Source organism: Sphingomonas brevis (assembly GCF_023516505.1).
GTDB classification, from domain to species: domain Bacteria; phylum Pseudomonadota; class Alphaproteobacteria; order Sphingomonadales; family Sphingomonadaceae; genus Sphingomicrobium; species Sphingomicrobium breve.
Window position 1 is genome coordinate 190,419 of sequence record NZ_JAMGBB010000001.1, and the last position, 17,859, is coordinate 208,277.

Annotated in this window: 17 protein-coding genes; 4 read left to right on the forward strand and 13 right to left on the reverse strand. The window is 63.5% G+C overall.

All coding sequences use genetic code 11. From position 1 onward, the window contains the following. Positions 1–19: 19 nt before the first annotated feature. On the reverse strand, positions 20–4,183 hold the full coding sequence (rpoB, locus tag LZ518_RS01050; protein WP_249914206.1) for a DNA-directed RNA polymerase subunit beta: 4,164 nt from the start codon (positions 4,181–4,183) through the stop codon (positions 20–22). 280 nt (positions 4,184–4,463) lie between these two features. Next, entirely contained in the window at positions 4,464–5,024 is a 561-nt protein-coding gene (locus LZ518_RS01055; protein ID WP_249914207.1) for a L,D-transpeptidase family protein, read from the reverse strand. Positions 5,025–5,184: 160 nt separating this feature from the next. Here LZ518_RS01055 and LZ518_RS01060 point away from each other — a divergent pair, with 160 nt between their 5' ends. Beyond that, positions 5,185–5,520 (forward strand): DOPA 4,5-dioxygenase family protein, encoded by a 336-nt coding sequence (locus tag LZ518_RS01060; RefSeq protein WP_249914208.1) that lies wholly within the window; start codon positions 5,185–5,187, stop codon positions 5,518–5,520. A gap of 135 nt (positions 5,521–5,655) precedes the next feature. On the opposite strand, the gene rplL is transcribed toward LZ518_RS01060, so the two are convergent. From rplL to LZ518_RS01075, 3 genes are all read right to left on the reverse strand, one after another. Beyond that, positions 5,656–6,036, reverse strand: coding sequence for a 50S ribosomal protein L7/L12 (gene rplL, locus LZ518_RS01065; RefSeq protein WP_249914209.1), 381 nt, complete (start codon positions 6,034–6,036; stop codon positions 5,656–5,658). Positions 6,037–6,094: 58 nt separating this feature from the next. Next, positions 6,095–6,601 carry a 50S ribosomal protein L10 gene (rplJ, locus tag LZ518_RS01070; RefSeq protein WP_249914210.1) on the reverse strand — a complete coding sequence of 169 codons (507 nt, stop codon included), beginning with the start codon at positions 6,599–6,601 and terminating at the stop codon, positions 6,095–6,097. 303 nt (positions 6,602–6,904) lie between these two features. Next, positions 6,905–7,288, reverse strand: coding sequence for a cupredoxin domain-containing protein (locus LZ518_RS01075; RefSeq protein ID WP_249914211.1), 384 nt, complete (start codon positions 7,286–7,288; stop codon positions 6,905–6,907). A 116-nt stretch (positions 7,289–7,404) separates the two neighbouring features. Between LZ518_RS01075 and LZ518_RS01080 the strand changes: the two genes are divergently transcribed. Together LZ518_RS01080 and LZ518_RS01085 are read left to right on the forward strand one after the other, a co-directional pair. Further along, positions 7,405–8,463, forward strand: coding sequence for a metallophosphoesterase (locus LZ518_RS01080; RefSeq protein WP_249914212.1), 1,059 nt, complete (start codon positions 7,405–7,407; stop codon positions 8,461–8,463). A 3-nt stretch (positions 8,464–8,466) separates the two neighbouring features. Further along, on the forward strand, positions 8,467–9,483 hold the full coding sequence (locus tag LZ518_RS01085) for a hypothetical protein (RefSeq protein ID WP_249914213.1): 1,017 nt from the start codon (positions 8,467–8,469) through the stop codon (positions 9,481–9,483). On the opposite strand, the gene LZ518_RS01090 is transcribed toward LZ518_RS01085, so the two are convergent. The 4 genes from LZ518_RS01090 to rplK form a co-directional block, all read right to left on the reverse strand. Beyond that, the gene (locus LZ518_RS01090; RefSeq protein ID WP_249914214.1) at positions 9,467–10,171 is read right to left on the reverse strand and encodes a hypothetical protein; all 705 of its coding nucleotides are present in this window, start codon (positions 10,169–10,171) and stop codon (positions 9,467–9,469) included. The genes LZ518_RS01085 and LZ518_RS01090 overlap by 17 nt on opposite strands. Positions 10,172–10,205: 34 nt before the next feature. Then, complete coding sequence (ppk2, locus tag LZ518_RS01095; RefSeq protein WP_249914215.1) at positions 10,206–10,997, reverse strand: polyphosphate kinase 2; 792 nt, start codon at positions 10,995–10,997, stop codon at positions 10,206–10,208. A gap of 114 nt (positions 10,998–11,111) precedes the next feature. Further along, the gene (gene rplA / locus LZ518_RS01100; protein WP_249914216.1) at positions 11,112–11,810 is read right to left on the reverse strand and encodes a 50S ribosomal protein L1; all 699 of its coding nucleotides are present in this window, start codon (positions 11,808–11,810) and stop codon (positions 11,112–11,114) included. Positions 11,811–11,814: 4 nt separating this feature from the next. Further along, on the reverse strand, positions 11,815–12,246 hold the full coding sequence (gene rplK, locus LZ518_RS01105; protein ID WP_249914217.1) for a 50S ribosomal protein L11: 432 nt from the start codon (positions 12,244–12,246) through the stop codon (positions 11,815–11,817). 352 nt (positions 12,247–12,598) lie between these two features. Here rplK and LZ518_RS01110 point away from each other — a divergent pair, with 352 nt between their 5' ends. Further along, positions 12,599–13,219: a Pr6Pr family membrane protein gene (locus tag LZ518_RS01110; RefSeq protein ID WP_249914218.1), complete on the forward strand. Its 621-nt coding sequence runs from the start codon at positions 12,599–12,601 to the stop codon at positions 13,217–13,219. A 111-nt stretch (positions 13,220–13,330) separates the two neighbouring features. Here the strand turns inward: LZ518_RS01110 and LZ518_RS01115 are convergent, their stop codons facing one another. From LZ518_RS01115 to LZ518_RS01130, 4 genes are read right to left on the reverse strand one after another with little or no spacing between them, the layout of a single operon-like run. Beyond that, positions 13,331–14,464: an ABC transporter permease gene (locus tag LZ518_RS01115; protein ID WP_249914219.1), complete on the reverse strand. Its 1,134-nt coding sequence runs from the start codon at positions 14,462–14,464 to the stop codon at positions 13,331–13,333. Further along, the gene (locus LZ518_RS01120; RefSeq protein ID WP_249914220.1) at positions 14,461–15,387 is read right to left on the reverse strand and encodes an ABC transporter ATP-binding protein; all 927 of its coding nucleotides are present in this window, start codon (positions 15,385–15,387) and stop codon (positions 14,461–14,463) included. The genes LZ518_RS01115 and LZ518_RS01120 overlap by 4 nt, the downstream gene beginning before the upstream one ends. Next, a complete protein-coding gene (locus LZ518_RS01125) occupies positions 15,384–16,331 on the reverse strand; it encodes an HlyD family secretion protein (RefSeq protein ID WP_249914221.1) in 948 nt (315 codons plus the stop codon). The genes LZ518_RS01120 and LZ518_RS01125 overlap by 4 nt, the downstream gene beginning before the upstream one ends. After that, a complete protein-coding gene (locus LZ518_RS01130; RefSeq protein ID WP_249914222.1) occupies positions 16,328–17,779 on the reverse strand; it encodes an efflux transporter outer membrane subunit in 1,452 nt (483 codons plus the stop codon). The genes LZ518_RS01125 and LZ518_RS01130 overlap by 4 nt, the downstream gene beginning before the upstream one ends. Positions 17,780–17,859 lie beyond the last annotated feature (80 nt).

Below are 17,859 nucleotides of genomic sequence, written 5' to 3' on the forward strand. Positions count from 1 at the left end.
AGGGGCGAGGGAATTTCAGTTACTCGGCGGCGATGGCGGCCGGCTCGGCATCGGGATCTTCGATCGAATCCAGTTCGACGTTGAGACCCAGCGAGCGCATTTCCTTGACCAGCACGTTGAAGCTTTCGGGGATGCCGGCCTCGAACGTATCGTCACCCTTGACGATCGCTTCGTAGACCTTGGTCCGGCCGATCACGTCATCCGACTTCACCGTCAGCATTTCCTGAAGGGTGTAGGCAGCGCCGTAAGCCTGTAGCGCCCACACCTCCATTTCGCCGAAGCGCTGTCCGCCGAACTGGGCCTTGCCGCCCAGCGGCTGCTGGGTGACGAGGCTGTACGGGCCGATCGAGCGAGCGTGGATCTTGTCATCGACCAGGTGGTGGAGCTTCAGCATGTAGATGTAGCCCACAGTCACCTTGCGGTCGAAGGCATCGCCGGTGCGGCCGTCGAACAAGGTTACCTGGCCCGACTTGTCGAGCCCCGCCTTCTCGAGCATCGCGGACACGTCGGGTTCGCGAGCGCCGTCGAATACCGGGGTGCCCATCGGCACGCCGCCGACCAGGTTCGAGGCCAGCTCGAACAATTCCTCGTCGTTCCGAGCGTCGATGTCCTTGGTGTAGTTGTCGCCGTAGATGTCCTTCAGCTTGTTCCGGACCTCCTTGGCGTCCTTGCCGCTGAACTCCGCGCCGCGGGCGTGGATGCCTTCCAGCATTTCCTGGATCTGCTTGCCGAGGCCGCGCGCGGCCCAGCCAAGATGAGTTTCGAAGATCTGGCCGACGTTCATGCGCGACGGCACGCCGAGCGGATTGAGGACGATGTCGACCGGGGTTCCGTCCTCCAGGAAGGGCATGTCTTCCTGCGGCAGGATCCGGCTGATGACGCCCTTGTTACCGTGACGGCCGGCCATCTTGTCGCCCGGCTGAAGCTTGCGCTTCACCGCAACGAACACCTTGACCATCTTGAGCACGCCGGGGGGCAGCTCATCACCGCGCTCGAGCTTCTCGACGCGATCCTCGAACTTGCGGTTGATGACCGCGATGCTCTCGTCATACTGCGCCTTCAGCGCTTCGAGGTCGGCCTGGCGCTTGTCGTCCTTGACGGCAATCTTCCACCAGTCGTGCTTGTCGGTCGCGTCGAGCATCGACTGGTCGAGAGTCGCGCCCTTCTTGATGCTCTTCGGAGCCGCGGTCGCGACCTGCTTGAGAAGCATTTCCGAAAGCCGCGCGAAGGTAGCGCGGTTGAGAATGCCCTTTTCGTCATCGGCATCCTTGCGCAGGCGATCCTTTTCCTCGCTCTGAATGGCGCGGGTACGATCGTCGATGTCGATGCCGTGACGGTTGAACACACGCACTTCGACCACGGTGCCGGCGACTCCAGGCGGCAGGCGCAGCGAGGTGTCGCGGACGTCCGAGGCCTTTTCACCGAAGATGGCGCGAAGCAGCTTTTCTTCCGGCGTCATCGGGCTTTCGCCCTTCGGCGTGATCTTGCCGCACAGGATGTCGCCCGGCTCGACCTCGGCACCGATGTAGACAATGCCCGCCTCGTCGAGGTTGCGCAGCGCTTCCTCGCCGACGTTGGGAATGTCGCGGGTGATGTCTTCCGGCCCAAGCTTGGTGTCGCGGGCCATGACTTCGAATTCCTCGATGTGGATCGAGGTGAAGACGTCGTCCTTCACAATGCGTTCGCTGATGAGGATCGAGTCCTCATAGTTGTAGCCATTCCACGGCATGAACGCGACGAGCACATTGCGGCCAAGCGCCAGCTCGCCGAACTGGGTCGAGGGGCCGTCGGCGATAATCTCGCCGGCCTCGACCGTATCACCGACCTTCACCAGCGGGCGCTGGTTGATGCAGGTGTTCTGGTTCGATCGCTGGAACTTCATCAGCGTGTAGATGTCGACGCCCGATTCACCGGCGCGCAGGTCGCTGGTGACGCGAACGACGATGCGGGTCGCGTCGACCTGGTCGACGATGCCGGTGCGGCGAGCGGCGATGGCTGCGCCGGAATCGCGCGCAACCGTTTCTTCCATGCCGGTGCCGACCAGCGGCGCATCGGCCTGGAGCAGCGGAACTGCCTGACGTTGCATGTTCGAACCCATCAGGGCGCGGTTGGCGTCGTCATTCTCCAGGAAGGGAATGAGCGAGGCCGCGACCGACACCAGCTGCTTCGGGCTGACGTCCATCAGGGTAATGGAATCGCGCTGGGCCATCAGGAAGTCGCCATTGCGGCGGCTTGAGACGATTTCTTCAACGAACCCGCCCTTGGCGTCCAGCTCGGCGTTGGCCTGGGCAATGGTGTGCTTGGCCTCTTCCATCGCCGAAAGATAGACGACCTCGTTAGTCACCTTGCGGTCGACGACCTTTCGGTAAGGGGTTTCGATGAAGCCGTACTTGTTGACCCGGCTGAAGCTGGCGAGCGAGTTGATCAGGCCGATGTTCGGGCCTTCCGGCGTCTCGATCGGGCAGATGCGGCCATAGTGGGTCGGATGGACGTCGCGGACCTCGAAACCGGCGCGCTCGCGGGTGAGGCCGCCCGGTCCAAGCGCCGACACGCGGCGCTTGTGGGTGACTTCCGAAAGCGGGTTGGTCTGGTCCATGAACTGCGACAGCTGTGACGAGCCGAAGAATTCGCGCACCGCGGCTACGGCCGGCTTGGCGTTGATGAGGTCGTTGGGCATCACGGTCGACACATCGACCGAGCTCATCCGCTCCTTCACCGCGCGCTCCATGCGCAGCAGTCCAACGCGGTACTGGTTTTCCAGCAGTTCGCCGACGGACCGGACGCGGCGGTTGGCGAGGTTGTCGATGTCGTCGATCTCGCCCTTGCCGTCCTTCAGGTTCACCAGCTCCTGGACCACCGCCAGAATGTCCTCGCGGCGAAGGGTGGTGACCGTGTCCTCGGCATCGAGGCCGAGGCGCATGTTGAGCTTGACGCGGCCAACGGCCGACAGGTCATAGCGCTCCGGATCGAAGAACAGGCCATAGAACAGCGCGTCCGCGGTCTCGCGGGTCGGCGGCTCGCCGGGGCGCATGACGCGATAAATGTCGGCCAGCGCGCTGTCGCCGTCTTCCGACTTGTCGGCCTTCAGCGTGTTGCGGATCCACGGACCGGTGTTGACATAGTCGATGTCGAGCAGCTCGAGCCGGTCAACGCCGGCCTTGTCGAGCTTCTCCAGGTTTTCGGCCGAAATTTCATCACCGGCCTCGACGTAGATCTCGCCGGACTTCTCGTTGATGAGGTCGTAGGCCGAGAAGCGACCGAAGATTTCCTCGGTCGGGATGATCAGGTTCTTGAGACCATCCTTGGCCGCGGCATTGGCCTTGCGCGGCGTGATCTTTTCATGCGCCTTGAAGATGATCTCGCCGCTGTCGGCGTCGACCACGTCATGGTTGGGCTTCTGGCCGCGCCACGCTTCGGCGTTGTACGGGATCTGCCAGCCGTTCTTGCCGCGGACATAGGTCAGGCGGTTGTAGAAGGTGTTGAGGATTTCCTCGCTCGACAGGCCGAGCGCGTGCAGCAGCGCGGTAACCGGCAGCTTGCGCTTGCGGTCGATCCGGACGTTGACGATGTCCTTGGCGTCGAATTCGAAGTCCAGCCAGCTGCCGCGGTAGGGGATGACGCGGGCGGCGAAGAGATATTTGCCGCTGGCATGGGTCTTGCCGCGGTCATGGTCGAACAGCACGCCCGGCGATCGGTGCATCTGGCTGACGATGACGCGCTCGGTGCCGTTGATGATGAAGGTGCCGTTCTGGGTCATGAGCGGCATGTCGCCCATGTAAACGTCCTGCTCCTTGATATCGATGACCGACTTGGCCTCAGTGTCGGGATCGATTTCGAAGGAGGTGAGCCGCAGGGTCACGCGCATCGGCGCGGCATAGGTCAGCCCGCGCTGGCGGCACTCGTCGGTGTCGTACTTGGGCGCTTCGAGCTCATAGCGATCGAAGTCGAGGTGAGCCGTTCCAGCGAAATCCTGGATTGGGAAGACCGAGCGCAGGGTCTTTTCGAGGCCGGAGACATAGCCGACCGACGGATCGGAACGAAGGAATTGCTCGTAGGATTCACGCTGAACCTCGATGAGGTTCGGCATCTCGCTGATTTCGTGAATGTTACCAAAGATTTTGCGGATGCGGCGTGAATTGGTGTTGCGGGCCATGGTCGGCACGTCTTTTTGCTTGGTCGCCATCTTATTCCCTGCGCTCCGGGCGCGCGTCGAGGCACGCAGCCCTTGATCAAGTCAGGCGCGGCTCCTGGAAATTCCTCACCATACGTTCGGACCGTTGCGCTGGATCGGTCCGTGTCCCGGTGAGGACAGGAAAAGCCCCGGGCGCACGATACCGTGCGGCGGAGCCGTTAAATGTTGGATAGGGTGGATATAGACTTTTTCAGGCCTGTTGCAAGGGGCCGGAAATTATTGCCGGCGAAGATGAGTCCATCCTCGCCGGCACGGAGTAATTTGGTTCGGATCAGGCGCCGATCATCACCGTCGCACCGACTTCGGTTACTCCAAAGAGGCGCTTGGCGAATTCGACCGGCAGCCGGATGCAGCCGTGACTGGCGGCATAGCCCGGATTGTGCCCGGCATGGAGCGCGGTCCCATATTCGTCGAACCGCTGCATGAAGGGCATCGGCGCATCGTCGTACTTCTTGCTGCGATGCATCACCTTCTTGTCGAGAATGGTGAAAATGCCCTTCGGGGTCGGCTTGTCGTCCTTGCCGGTGGAGATGGCCGCGACCGCGACGAGGTCGCCGCCGCGATATAGGTAAGCCTGCTGGTCGCTTAGGCTGACGATCACGCGCGGGTCGCCGTCGAAGCTGCCCTTGCGCCAGACATATTGGCCGGGCTTCAGCATCTTCGGCCCGAACACTTCATCCATGTCGGACCGGGCCACCATGGCCGCATCGGCCGCTTCGGCCTTTGCTTCAGGAGTTTCAATTGCGGCAACCGCAGGCGCGGCCGACAGCAACAGGGCGCAGGCCACCGCTGCCGAGAGGCCCCGCCCCCGGGTGTTTTTGAACGCGAACATTTTTCAAATCCTTGTTTGATTTGCACAATGCACTGCGCCCCCTACAAGTTCCAAATTCGGGCGACGTGCAATCCGGGAAACCGTTGGGAAACAGCGATTTTTTCCTGCATCCATACTTGATTTCCCGGGGCAAGCGCCCAGCTAGCGGGCAGGAGGATTCATGCCCGAGCCGACAATCCGCGACTTCCACGCACATATTTACTACGATGCCTCGGAGGTCAGCCAGGCAAAGGCGCTGGCGGCCGCGGTGCGGGACCGGTTCGCAGTGGCCGTTGGCCATTTCCACCTCGCCCCGGTGGGTCCGCATCCGCGCGGCAGCGTTCAGATGACGGTACCGACCGACCGATTTGGAGAGGTTGCGACCTGGCTGGCGGTCAACCGTGCCGGCATGACGATTTTCGCGCATGCCTCAACTGGCGACGATTTGCGTGACCACAGCCACAATGTCCTTTGGTTCGGTCCTAGCGAGCCGCTCAACCTGGCGATCTTCGACTGACGGAATCGAAAAAGGGCGACCCCTTGCGGAGCCGCCCTTCCCATCCACGGGCGCTTCAAGACACCCGTGAAACTGTAGCAGTCTGGATCCCGGCCTTCGCCGGGATAACCTGCGCGGCCCTTGCGGGCCGCTTGGTTACTTGAGCTCGACGGTGCCGCCGGCTTCCTCGATCTGCTTCTTGATCTTTTCGGCTTCGTCCTTGTTGACGCCTTCCTTGACGGCCTTCGGCGCGCCTTCGACGAGCGCCTTGGCTTCGCCCAGGCCCAGGCCGGTGATGGCGCGGACTTCCTTGATGACGTTGATCTTCTTGCCACCGTCGCCGGTGAGGATCACGTCGAACTCGGTCTGCTCTTCAGCAGCCGGGCCAGCGGCGGCGGCGCCAGCGGCCGGGCCGGCAACGGCGACGGCGGCGGCGGCCGAAACGCCCCACTTTTCTTCGAGCAGCTTCGAAAGCTCAGCAGCTTCGAGGACGGTCAGAGCCGACAGGTCGTCGACGATTTTGTTCAGGTCAGCCATTTTAGTCTCCTAGTGGGGCAGCGGCCCCAAATGTCGTGCGTGGTTTGAAACGAAAAACTTAAGCTGCGGCCTTGGCGGCGAGAACGCGCGCCAGCTGGCCACCCGGCTCCTTGGCGATGCGGGCGATCTTGGTCGCGGGCGCCTGGATGAGGCCCACGATAGTGCCGCGCAGCTGATCAAGCGACGGAAGCGCGGCGAGTGCCTTGATCCCGTTCACGTCGAGCAGCGTATCGCCCATCGCGCCGCCAACGATCTCAAGCCGATCGTTGGACTTGGCGAACTCCACCGCGACCTTTGCCGCCGCGACGGGATCGACCGAGGTGGCCAAGGCGGTCGGGCCGGTCAGCATGTCGCCGATCGATCCGTACTTGGTGCCCTCGAGCGCGATTTTGGCAAGCCGGTTCTTCGCAACTTTGAACTGGGCACCGGCATCGCGCATCTTCAGGCGCAGTTCGGTCGATTGTGCGACCGACAGCCCGAGATTGCGGGTGATTACCACCACGCTGGTCTCGGTGAAGACGTTCTTCAGCTCGGCAACCAGATCGGCTTTTTGCGAACGATCCATGCCATACTCCTAGTCATTCCCCCTGCCGGACCATCCGGCAAAGGGTTGGAGGCGCAGGCTTCCATTGGGGAAACCCACGTCTCCGAGATGTCCGGGGGATGGATCGCGAGGCGTCGTTTGAAATCCGACGCACGACGGGAACGCAATGGCGGCCCGTTCTTGAATTCCTTATCCCCGTCTAGGCCGCGGATTAAGCCACAGACTGGATCTGGGGCAGCGACTGTCTCGGACGAGCGTCACGACCCGAAGGAACGCGACCGCGCGGCCTCTACAGGCAAGTCGGTGAAAGTCAAGGTACGGGGACTAACGCACGACGATCTCGCCCGACATTCCAAACATTTTGTGGAAGCTGTGCGAGCATTTCAGGCTGTAGTGCCCTGCTGCCGGGGCAGTGAGGTGAATGTCGACCGCCTGGCCCGGGGCAACTTCGACTACGCCGTCCGAAATATAGCGTCGATCGGCAGCCACGACACTCGCGGCTGCAAAGAAATCCGATGCCGTGAAGTCGTGCCCACCGCTCGCGGCATTGGCCACATGCAGAACGTAAGACTGGCCGTGATCCAAAACGATCTTGCTTGGAGCGAATTTGAAATTCGACATTTGGACCGAGATCGTCGCCGGCTGGGCCAGCGCGGGCGACCCGACAAGCACAATAAGCGGGACTGCAAACAAAAGGGCGATGCGCATCGTAAGTGCTCCCACGGTGATTGCCCCTGCCGTAAAAGCCTCTATCTGAACGGCGGGTTGCTTGACAAAGCGGCCGCCAAAGTGCCCCTTCCACCCCAGTCCGCCGGGGAGCATCGATGTTGAGGCTTTGGGTCTGGCCATTCTTGATATTCGCTTCGGCGCTGGTTTCCGGCGTCGCTACCGCCAAGCCGGCTCCGGCCCGAATTGTCGCAGTTGGCGATCTTCATGGCGACTATGACGCTTGGGAGGCCATCGCTCGCGGGGCTGGCGTCGTCGACGCCAAGGGAAAATGGGCGGGCGGGTCCACGGTGCTGGTACAGATGGGCGATGTCGTCGATCGCGGCCCCGACAGCCTCAAGATCATTCATCAATTGATGAGGCTGCAGCGCGAAGCGCGCAGCAAGGGTGGTCAGGTAATCGCGCTGGTCGGCAATCACGAAGCGATGAACATGACGCGGGACCTGCGCTATGTGCATCCCGGGGAATATCTGGCGTTCACCGACCGCGATTCCGAGGCTCGACGAAGCAGGATCTACGAAGCCAATAAAACGGCAATCGAGGCCGCCTATCGATCCAGGGATCCGAAAATGACGGCTGAAGCAATCCGTGCGGCCTGGATCAAGGAAACGCCGCTTGGAATGCTCGAGCATCAATCGGCCTGGGGACCGGAGGGCGAGGTCGGCAAATGGGTGATCGGCAATCCCGCGGTTGCCAAGGTCGGCGATTCTCTGTTCGTGCACGGCGGGATCAGCGCCAAATATGCGACCATGTCGCTGGGTGACATCAACCTTGCGGTGGCGACGGCACTGAAGCGGCGCGACGAAACGCCGGCCTCGATCATCAACGATGGGGCGGGGCCATTATGGTATCGCGGACTGGTAACCCGCGAGCCGGGCGACGAGGCCACCGTTGCCCCTGTCCCAGCGGGCGCCGCTGCGCCGCTTACGATCGATCAGGAGATCGACCTGGTGTTGACCCATTTCGGGGTCAAACGGATCGTGGTCGGGCATACGCCTTCGTTGCAGGGGATCATTTCGAACCCTGGCGGGACATTGTGGCGCACGGACAGCGCCATCAGCCGCGCCTATAATGGCAAGCTGACTTATCTCGAGATTGTTGGGGATCAAGCGACATCGCATGAAGTGACCAGGCCGGCGGGCAAACCATGGGGGTAGGTTATGAAATGGTTGATCGGGGCATTCACAATCCTGGCAACGCCGGCCGCGGCACAGACGACGCCGCTATTCGCGAGTGACGAGCCGCTCAAGCTGACCATAACCGGGCCGCTTGGGGACATTGCTCGAACCGCGGAACGATCTGTTGAGCCCCGCGACGCGTCGTTGACCCTGGGCGGAACGGCGGAAACCTATCCGATCAAACTCGCTCCGCGCGGCATTACCCGGCGCAAGCGTGAGATTTGCACCTTCCCGCCATTGCGGGTCGAATTCCCGCAAAAGCCGGCGGCGACGTCCCTGTTTGCCCACCAAAGCCGGTTGAAGCTGGTGACTCACTGCCGGTCATCGGAAGACTTCCAGCAGCATCTGCTGCTCGAATATTCGGCGTATCGCATCTTCAACCTGATCACACCGACAAGCCTGAAGGCTCGGCTTCTGGCGGTCGACTATGTCGATCCCCAGGCAAAGCGCACGACCAGCCGATGGGGAATGTTCCTTGAGGATTACGACGATGCCGCACATCGGCTCGGCCTGACCCGGGCCAATGTCGGCGATCGCGTTGCCGCCAACCAGCTCCAGGCGCGCCAGGCGGCAACCGTTGCGCTGTTCCAATATATGATCGGCAATCTCGACTGGTCGATGCGGGCTGGGCCGGCCGGGGAGGGCTGCTGCCACAACAGCCGCCTGCTCGCCGCCAAGACGCCCGGCCTAATTCCAGTGCCGTACGACTTCGATTATTCGGGCCTGGTCGACGCGCCGTATGCGGCCGTGCCTGAAGGCTTCAAGGTCGAAAGCGTTCGAGAGCGCTCCTACCAGGGCTATTGCTGGCTCAACAATGACGTGATCGCGGTGGCAGCCGAGTTTCGTGCCCGTCGCCCGGCAATCAATGCCTTGTTCGGACAGATTCCGGGGATGACAGAGCGGACTGCGCGCAACGCGGTTGCCTATCTGAACGAGTTCTACGCCGAGATCGCAACCGACGATTCGCTCCGCTCGAAGATCCTTAAGCAGTGCCTGTAGGCGGAGGCGGAGGCGGAGGCGGTGGCGGCATTTCGGCGTCGGGCGTTGCCGCGCTGCCCGGTCCCTTGGCCGGGTTGAAGTCGCTGAGGTAGCGCTTCATCCCCTCGCGCTCGCCATATTCGCTGATCCACAGGGCCATGAAGCAATAGTTGAAGGCAAGGCTCATCACGAGCGCCAGCTCGACCGCCCCGATCCCCGAAGAAAGGCCGATGCCGACCGACAGCAGGATGTAGAGGGCGTCGCCCGAGCTTTTGAGGCTGTTCTTGAAGCGGACCGCACCGGCGATCCCGCCAAGCGCAAAGGCCAGGGCGAGGCTGTGCTGGACGACCACGACAATCGAGGTCACGACAGACGGCAGGATCAGGATCGTGCTGATGATCGACTGATCATATTCGTCGGCTGTGCGCGTCCCCATATAGACCCAGGTCACCGGGAACGAGGTGATGAGGGCACCGATGATGGCGACGAACATCCAGCCCAGGCTTTGGCCGAGAGTCCTGACCTCTTGCGCCCGGGCGACAGTTTCAAAGGCGCTCGACTTGCCGCCGCCGGCATTGATCAGCGCTTCGGCGCCGCCGATCGGCAAATAGTTTTGCATTTCCGGATTGTTGTGAATGACCAGCCAGGCGCCCCCGAATATGATGACGTAGTAGATGGTCAGCTGAATTAGTAATCTGGTCGCGCGCATGATCGAAGCCCCCAATTCCCCCGACTAGCTTAGGTTAATCGTTCTTGTCATGCCAGCGGTAGGCCGGGATCGGTTTCATCACCCCGTACCGCTCCTTGATCGGATCATGTCCCAGCTTCGGCCATGGGATGTTCTCGGATGGCAATTTGGTGTCCGGCAGCCGGTCGAGAAGGTCGCGGAGCAGGGTCAGGCGGCCAAGGCGCTGGTCGTTGAAATCGACCAGGGTCCACGGTGCGTGCGGTGCATCCGTCGCGGCCAGCATCCGCTCCCGAGCCTCGGTGTAAGCGTCGTAAAGGGCGCGGGCCTTGATATCGATCGGCGAAAGCTTCCACCGCCGAAGCGGATTGTTGAGCCGGTCGGCGAACCGCTCCTCCTGCTGCTCCTGGTCGCAGCACAGCCAATATTTGTAGAGGTAGATGCCGTCATCGACGAGCTGCTGCTCGAAGTCGGGGACGGACTTCAGGAACGCGGTGACCTGCTGCGAGGTGCAGAAACCCATTACGGCTTCGACGCCGGCACGATTGTACCAGCTGCGGTCGAACAGGCTGATTTCGCCCTTCGCCGGCAGATGCTCGACGTAGCGCTGGAAATACCATTGGTCGCGCTCGCGCTCCGACGGCGAGGGCAAGGCGATGACATGGCATTGGCGCGGGTTGAGCGTGCGGGCGATCATGTCGATCGAGCCGCCCTTGCCGGCGGTGTCGCGCCCCTCGAATACTACCACCAAACGCTGCTTGGTTTCCTGGATCCATCGCGCCGCGTCGCTTAGCTCGTGGAGCAACGGCTCCAGCGCATCCTCATATTCCTTCTGGCTAAGGTGACCCATTACATCCCCCCTGCAGCAAGTGCGGGGACCTTAGCGGTCGCAGCGCATAAGAAAAGGGCCGAACCCCGGATCAAGTCCGGGGCCGGCCCTCAATCTCTCGCAAAGGCGCAGCGCTTAGGCGCCGGCGACTTCCGTCGTGTCGAGGCGAACGCCCGGCCCCATCGAGGAGCTGATGGCGATCTTCTTGACGTACTTGCCCTTGGCACCCGACGGCTTAGCCTTGACGATGGCGTCGACGAACGCATCGAAATTGGCCTTGAGGTCGGCTTCGGGGAAGCTCGCCTTGCCGATGCCGGCATGGATGATCCCGGCCTTTTCGACGCGGAACTCGACCTGGCCGGACTTGGCGTCCTTGACCGCCTGGCCGACGTTCGGAGTGACGGTGCCCAGCTTCGGGTTCGGCATCAGGCCCTTGGGGCCCAGCACCTTACCGAGGCGGCCGACGATGCCCATCATGTCCGGGGTCGCGATGACCCGGTCATAATTGGTGTCGCCGCCCTGCATGGCTTCCATCAGGTCCTCGGCGCCGACGATCTCGGCACCCGCCTTCTTGGCTTCCTCGGCCTTGTCGCCCTTGGCGAACACGGCGACGCGGACGTCCTTGCCGGTGCCCTTGGGCAGGTTGACCACACCGCGGACCATCTGGTCGGCATGGCGCGGGTCGACGCCCAGGTTGATCGCCACTTCGACGGTTTCGTCGAACTTGGACGTGGCCAGGCTCTTCACCAGGCCGATCGCCTCGGCGACGCCATAATGATTGTTGGGATCGACCTTGCCGTCGAACGCCTTCTGCTTCTTCGTGAGCTTTGCCATCGCCTTAGCCCTCCACTACCTGGAGGCCCATCGCGCGAGCGGAGCCTTCGATGATCTTGGTCGCGGCCTCAAGGTCGTTGGCATTGAGGTCCTTCATCTTCGCGGTGGCGATTTCCGCCAGCTGCGAGCGCTTGATCGTTCCCGCGCTGACCTTGCCCGGCTCCTTCGAACCCGACTTCAACTTGGCCGCCTTCTTCAGCAGGAAGCTCGCCGGCGGTGTCTTGGTGGTGAAGGAGAAGCTACGATCCGCGTAGACGGTGATCACCGTCGGGATCGGCGCGCTCTTTTCAAGGTCCTGCGTCGCGGCGTTGAACGCCTTGCAGAATTCCATGATGTTGACGCCGCGCTGGCCCAGGGCGGGACCGATCGGCGGGGAGGGATTGGCGGTGCCAGCCGGCACCTGGAGCTTGATATAGCCCGTGATTTTCTTAGCCATTTTTCTCACTCTGTAGTGGAGTTGGGCAGGGCAGGCCCCGCTTGCGTCCGTTCAAGTTTAGCGGTCCAGACGGCTTCGTCCCGAAGAACTCGGCCTCCCGCAATCCAATGCTGATGCTTTGGAAGGCGGCGCCTTTAGCGGAACGATCACAGTTTGTGAAGACCATCCCGTCACCCCGGACCTGATCCGGGGTCTGCCTGCTACCTTACGACGGTGGAAAGAAAAGGCGGATCCATGACCGGACCGGCACTGTCCCCCAGACAGTCCCGCATGCCGATCATCTAGCCCGGGATGACGAGACAGTGGATTCCTGATTAACTCCGGGCTGACGAGTTGGGGGAGGGGTGAGGGCATGAGCGCATCGCGGATCGTAGCGGGAATCGCGGCGCTGGTCGGCTGGGCCGGGCTGGTGCTGCAATATGTCATCTTCGCCGATCGGGTCGGACTGGGCCTCGCGACCTGGCGCTATGTCGGCTTTTTCACCGTCCTGTCGAACATCGGCATCGCCTGCATCGCCAGTGCCATCGCGCTTGGGCGGCGGAACAGGCTGACGGCTGCGCGGGCACGGCTGATGGGGCTGACGGCGATCGTCACCGTGGGCTTCGTCTATTCGATCCTCTTGAGGTCGATGTGGAACCCGACCGGCCTGCAGAAGCTGGTCGATGCCGCGCTGCACGACTGGACGCCGATCCTCTACGCGATCCTGTGGGCGCTGATGCCGCACGGCGAGCTTAAATGGAGCGACCTTAAATGGGCGCTGGTCCCTCCCGCTCTCTACCTCGCCTATGCGATGGCGCGCGGGGCGGTGGACGGCTGGTATCCCTATTATTTCCTCAACCCGGCGCTGCAGAGCGGGATCGAGCTGGCAATGAGCATCGTCGGCATGATCGGCGTGTTCGCCATCATTGCCGGGTGCGGGGTGGCGCTTGATATGAGGTTGGCAGGTAAGAAAGGGCAAGCCGTCACGGAGTGAATCCGTGACGTCGATCGGGTTCGGCTCCGCCGACCCGTCGGCCGGCACTCGCCGTCTCTCGCGTAGCGACGCTCGCTTTGCTCCGCTCTCGTTACGCTCGGCGGCTCGTGCTCAATCCAGCGTTGTCCGGTACTTCATCACGGCGATTCCGGCGACGATCACCACGAACAGCAGCAGCGCGCCAAGGCTCGGCGCCGCCTCGGCGATGCCGACGCCCTTCAGCATCGCTCCGCGCACGACCCGCAGCATGTGGGTGACGGGCAGGGCCGAGCCAAGCCACTGCGCCCATTGCGGCATGCCGCGGAACGGGAACAGGAACCCAGACAGCAGGATCGACGGCAGGAAATAGAAGAAACTCATCTGCATCGCCTGGAGCTGGTTCCTGGCGAGAGTCGAAATCAGGAAGCCAAGGCTGAGGCTGCCGATAATGAACAGGAACAGGCCGAGGATGAGCGCTGCCCAGCCGCCCGCCATCGGCACGCCGAACAGCAGCCGTGCCATCGTGATGATCAGGGTCGCCTGGATGATTCCGACCAGGACAAATGGGGTGAGCTTGCCGACCATGACCTCGATCGGGCGAAGCGGTGTGGACAGCAGCGTCTCCATCGTGCCGCGCTCGGTCTCGCGGGTCATCGCCAGAGCCGTCATCATGACCAGGGTCATGGTGAGGATAGTCGCGACCAGGCCGGGGACGATGTTGTAGCTGGTGATGTTTTCCGGATTGTAGCGGCGCTGGATGATGACCTCGAACGGCTGCGGACCGGCGCCGATACTCGCCAGCGGGCCTTTGAGGTCATGGCTCAGCCCTTCGTTCGGGAGCGAGGCGAGAGCGGCTACGGCGGGCCCGGTCGCGGACGGATCCGAGGCGTCCGCCTCGACCAATATCTGCGGCTTGTCCCGGCGCACGACGCGCCGCGTGAAATCGCCCGGGATGGTGATGGCGAACTGGACCGCGCCGCGCTCGATCAGCTTATCCATCTCCGCCGGGCTGCGGGCGACATGGTCGATGCTGAAATATTCGCTGCGCTGGAGCGCGCCGACGATCGAGCGGGAGAATTGCCCCTGGTCCTGGACCAGCACGGCCGTCGGCAAATGCTTGGGATCGGTATTGATGGCATAGCCGAACAGCAGCAGCTGGAAGACCGGGATGCCGATCATCATGGCGTAGGTCAGCCGGTCGCGGACCAGCTGGGTGAACTCCTTGGCCAGCACGGCCAGCATGCGCGAAAGCGACAGGCCCATCATGCTGCCTTGACCTCGGGCGGGGCGTGGGTGCGCATCAGGTGGATGAACACATCCTCCAGCGTCGGCTGAACTTCGGCCCAGCGGATGGGGTCCTTGCGATAGGGCGCGATCGCCGCCTCAAGGGCTGCTCGATCGGTTCCGCTGACGTGCAGTGCCTCGCCGAACGGCGCGGCCATGTCGACGCCGGGCAGGGATGCCAGCTCGCGGGACAGGCGGTCGGCTCGCGGTCCCTCCGCTTCGAACGTCACAAGCCCGCTCTGGGCGATCACGGCCTCGCCCGTGCCGCGGGCGATCAGCTTGCCGTTGAAGATATAGGCGATCTCGTGACAGCGCTCGGCCTCGTCCATGTAATGGGTCGACACCATCACGGTCATGCCGTCGTCGGCCAGGCGGTGGATCTCGTCCCAAAAGTCGCGCCGGGCCTGCGGGTCGACGCCGGCGGTGGGCTCGTCGAGCAGCAGCAACTTGGGTTCGTGCATGACCGCGGCGGCCAACGCCAACCGTTGTTTCCAGCCGCCCGACAGATTTCCCGCCAGCTGCTTGCGGCGATGGGTCAGTCCAAGCTTGTCGAGCGTCTCGTCGACACGGGCGAAGACGTTGTCGAGGCTGTAGACCCTGGCGATGAACGCCAGATTTTCCTCGATCGTCAGGTCTTCGTACAGCGAGAAGCGCTGGGTCATGTAGCCTGTCTGGCGCTTGATCAATTCGGCCTGGCTGGGGAAGTCATAATCGAGAACACGGCCATGGCCGCCATCCGGCGTCAGCAGCCCGCACAGCATCCTGAGGCTGGTCGTCTTGCCTGAGCCATTGGGACCGAGGAAGCCGGTGATATGCCCCTGCTCGATCTGCAGCGACACATTGTCGACCGCCTGGAGCGAACCGAAGCGCTTGCTCAGACCTTGGACGTCGATGGCAAGAGTCACGGCAACGGCTCGACGTCGACCGGCAGGCCGGGCATCAGGCCGGCCGGCTTCGCGGGCAAGGCTTCGACCATGAACACCAGCCGGTCGCGGCTGTCGCGACTGAAGATGATTGGCGGAGTGAATTCGGACCGCGGGCTGACATAGCTGATTTTCGCGGTCAGGCCGGGTGCGCAGCTATCGCAGGAGAAGCGAACCGACTGGCCCGGACGATAGCGCGCCACATCCTGTTCGGGGACGAAGAAGCGCACCTTGATCCGGTCGTCCGGCAGGATGCTGACCACCGGCTGGTTGGCCGCGACCCATTCGCCCGGCCGGAAGAATATCTCTTCGACCCGCGCCGGAGACGGCGACGGCGGCGAAAGCTGGCCGACCCTGATGTCGACTTCGCGCGATCCGCCCTTTGCCTGGTTTTCCTGCGCCCGGGCGGCGGCAACCTGGGCCCGTCGCGCCTCGGCGGTCTGCTGCGCCGCCCGAAGCCTGGCCGAGGCTTCGCGGAGCGCTGCCTCAGCGGTATCGATTTCGGTTCCGGCAACGGCCGCAGCGTCGTCGCGCCGCACGCCGAGAAGTCGATTGAGGTCGCGGCGCGCCTTGTCGGCATCGGCTGCCGCTGCCGCCACCTCGGCCTCGGCCTGCTGGGCATTGGCCTGGGCAGAAGCGATTTGCGTGCGCGCCTCGGTGACCTGGGCCTGGGCCTGCTCGCCCTGCGCGGACAGGGTTGCAGGGTCGATCGCGAACAGCCGTGCGCCGCCGGCTATGCGCTGGCCTTCCTCGGCCATGATCGAGCCGACCGTGCCGGCGACCGGCGCGGCGAGGAACAGGCTTTCGCCCTCGACATAGCCCGAAAGATATCGCTCGCGTGGGCCTGGGCCGAACCAGCGCCAGGCCAGATATGCCACGGCGACGATCGCCACGAGCAGGATCAGGATTCTCACCCCCCGGGTCATTGCTTGATCTCCATCGATTCCTCGCTCCAGCCTCCGCCGAGCGCCTTCACCAGAGCGACCGTATCGCGCGCCAGTGCCCCCCTGGTTTCAAGCAGCTGCTCTTTCAGGGACAGACGGCGCTCCTGCGCCTGAAGGACATCGGCAAGCGTGACCAGGCCGCCGCGATGGCGGGTCCCGGCGATCTCCTCGGCCCGCGCCGCGGTGGCATGCGCCTGCTCCAGTTCCGCCAGTTTGCGCCGGTCGCCGTCGACGTTGCCGAGCGCGTCCTCGACGTCTTGCAGGGCGGCCAGAACGGACTTGCGATAGGCAATCAGCGCCTGTTCCTGCCGAGCATTCTGTACCTCGATATTGGCGCGCCGTCGGCCGCCATCGAAAATCGGCCAGTCGAGTGCTGCTCCGGCGGAGAAGCCGCGGCTGCCCCATTCAAGCAGCGAGCCGAGCGCGGTGCTGACCAGTGCCGGAGCGGCTGTCAGTGAAATTCGCGGGTAGAGGTCTGCGGTCGCAACGCCGATATCGGCAGTTGCCGCGGCCAGTTCGCGCTCGGCGGCGCGGATGTCCGGCCGCCGCCGGAGCAGGTCCGACGGCAGGCCGGGAGGCACGGCCGGGGATGTCACCGTTCCGGACTGCTGGGGGCAGTCCGGCGTGCGGTGACATGGCAGGTTCCCCGGTCCCGACAGCTCATTGGCAAGTGCTTCGGGTGCCTGCCCGGTCAGCACGCCGAGCGCGTGAATTTCAGCCTTTGCATCGGCCTGCAGCGCAGGAATGGCAGCCGCGGCGGCAGAACGTTCCGAGCGCTGCTGTTCGAGAATCTGCCCGGTAACCAGGCCGCCCTTGGCCTGCGCCTCGACCAACCGCTCCAAACGGTCCTGGCGGGCCAGTTCGGCCTCGGCGTTGGCGATCAGGGCCTGAAGCGTGCGCAGGCGCAGATAGGCGCCGGAAACCTCGGCGGCCACCGCGACTTCGACATCGGTCCGATTCCAGATTGCGGCGCCGGTTCGCGCCGCGGCCGCCTCGCGTTCGCGGCGGTTGCGGCCGAACAGGTCGAGTTCCCAGCTGGCGTCAAAGCCGGCCCGCCACGTGGTGAACTCCTCGCCCGGTAGCGCAAAGCCGGCACCGCCGGCGCCGCCCGATCCCGGAGGAGCGGGGATTGCATGTTCGCTGATCCGCTGGCGGATGACCGATGCTTCCGCCGCGACCTGTGGCGACGATCCTGCGCCGGCCACCCGTTCTTGGGCACGGGCCTCGCGGATCCGCGCTACCGCCAGCTCTATGTCGAGATTTTGGCGAAGCGACTGCTCCACCAGGCTGGACAGCCGCGCATCGCCGAAGCCGTTCCACCAACGGTCGAGCTCAGACTGTCCGCTGGCGGATGGTTCGAGATAGCCGCCGGGCACAGCTACGTCGGGTCGCTGATAATCGGGCCCGACCGTCGTGCATCCTGTGAGCATGAGAGCGCATATCAAGGCCGTTCGTCCCGAGCGAAGTCGAGGGACGTATCTCGACTTCGCTTCGCTTCGCTCGATACGAA

Bases quoted from the DNA above. Each gene is read 5' to 3' on its own strand.
- rpoB (WP_249914206.1), bottom strand. From the start codon at position 4,183: ATGGCGACCAAGCAAAAAGACGTGCCGACCATGGCCCGCAACACCAAT.
- LZ518_RS01055 (WP_249914207.1), bottom strand. From the start codon at position 5,024: ATGTTCGCGTTCAAAAACACCCGGGGGCGGGGCCTCTCGGCAGCGGTG.
- LZ518_RS01060 (WP_249914208.1), top strand. From the start codon at position 5,185: ATGCCCGAGCCGACAATCCGCGACTTCCACGCACATATTTACTACGAT.
- rplL (WP_249914209.1), bottom strand. From the start codon at position 6,036: ATGGCTGACCTGAACAAAATCGTCGACGACCTGTCGGCTCTGACCGTC.
- rplJ (WP_249914210.1), bottom strand. From the start codon at position 6,601: ATGGATCGTTCGCAAAAAGCCGATCTGGTTGCCGAGCTGAAGAACGTC.
- LZ518_RS01075 (WP_249914211.1), bottom strand. From the start codon at position 7,288: ATGCGCATCGCCCTTTTGTTTGCAGTCCCGCTTATTGTGCTTGTCGGG.
- LZ518_RS01080 (WP_249914212.1), top strand. From the start codon at position 7,405: ATGTTGAGGCTTTGGGTCTGGCCATTCTTGATATTCGCTTCGGCGCTG.
- LZ518_RS01085 (WP_249914213.1), top strand. From the start codon at position 8,467: ATGAAATGGTTGATCGGGGCATTCACAATCCTGGCAACGCCGGCCGCG.
- LZ518_RS01090 (WP_249914214.1), bottom strand. From the start codon at position 10,171: ATGCGCGCGACCAGATTACTAATTCAGCTGACCATCTACTACGTCATC.
- ppk2 (WP_249914215.1), bottom strand. From the start codon at position 10,997: ATGGGTCACCTTAGCCAGAAGGAATATGAGGATGCGCTGGAGCCGTTG.
- rplA (WP_249914216.1), bottom strand. From the start codon at position 11,810: ATGGCAAAGCTCACGAAGAAGCAGAAGGCGTTCGACGGCAAGGTCGAT.
- rplK (WP_249914217.1), bottom strand. From the start codon at position 12,246: ATGGCTAAGAAAATCACGGGCTATATCAAGCTCCAGGTGCCGGCTGGC.
- LZ518_RS01110 (WP_249914218.1), top strand. From the start codon at position 12,599: ATGAGCGCATCGCGGATCGTAGCGGGAATCGCGGCGCTGGTCGGCTGG.
- LZ518_RS01115 (WP_249914219.1), bottom strand. From the start codon at position 14,464: ATGATGGGCCTGTCGCTTTCGCGCATGCTGGCCGTGCTGGCCAAGGAG.
- LZ518_RS01125 (WP_249914221.1), bottom strand. From the start codon at position 16,331: ATGACCCGGGGGGTGAGAATCCTGATCCTGCTCGTGGCGATCGTCGCC.
- LZ518_RS01130 (WP_249914222.1), bottom strand. From the start codon at position 17,779: ATGCTCACAGGATGCACGACGGTCGGGCCCGATTATCAGCGACCCGAC.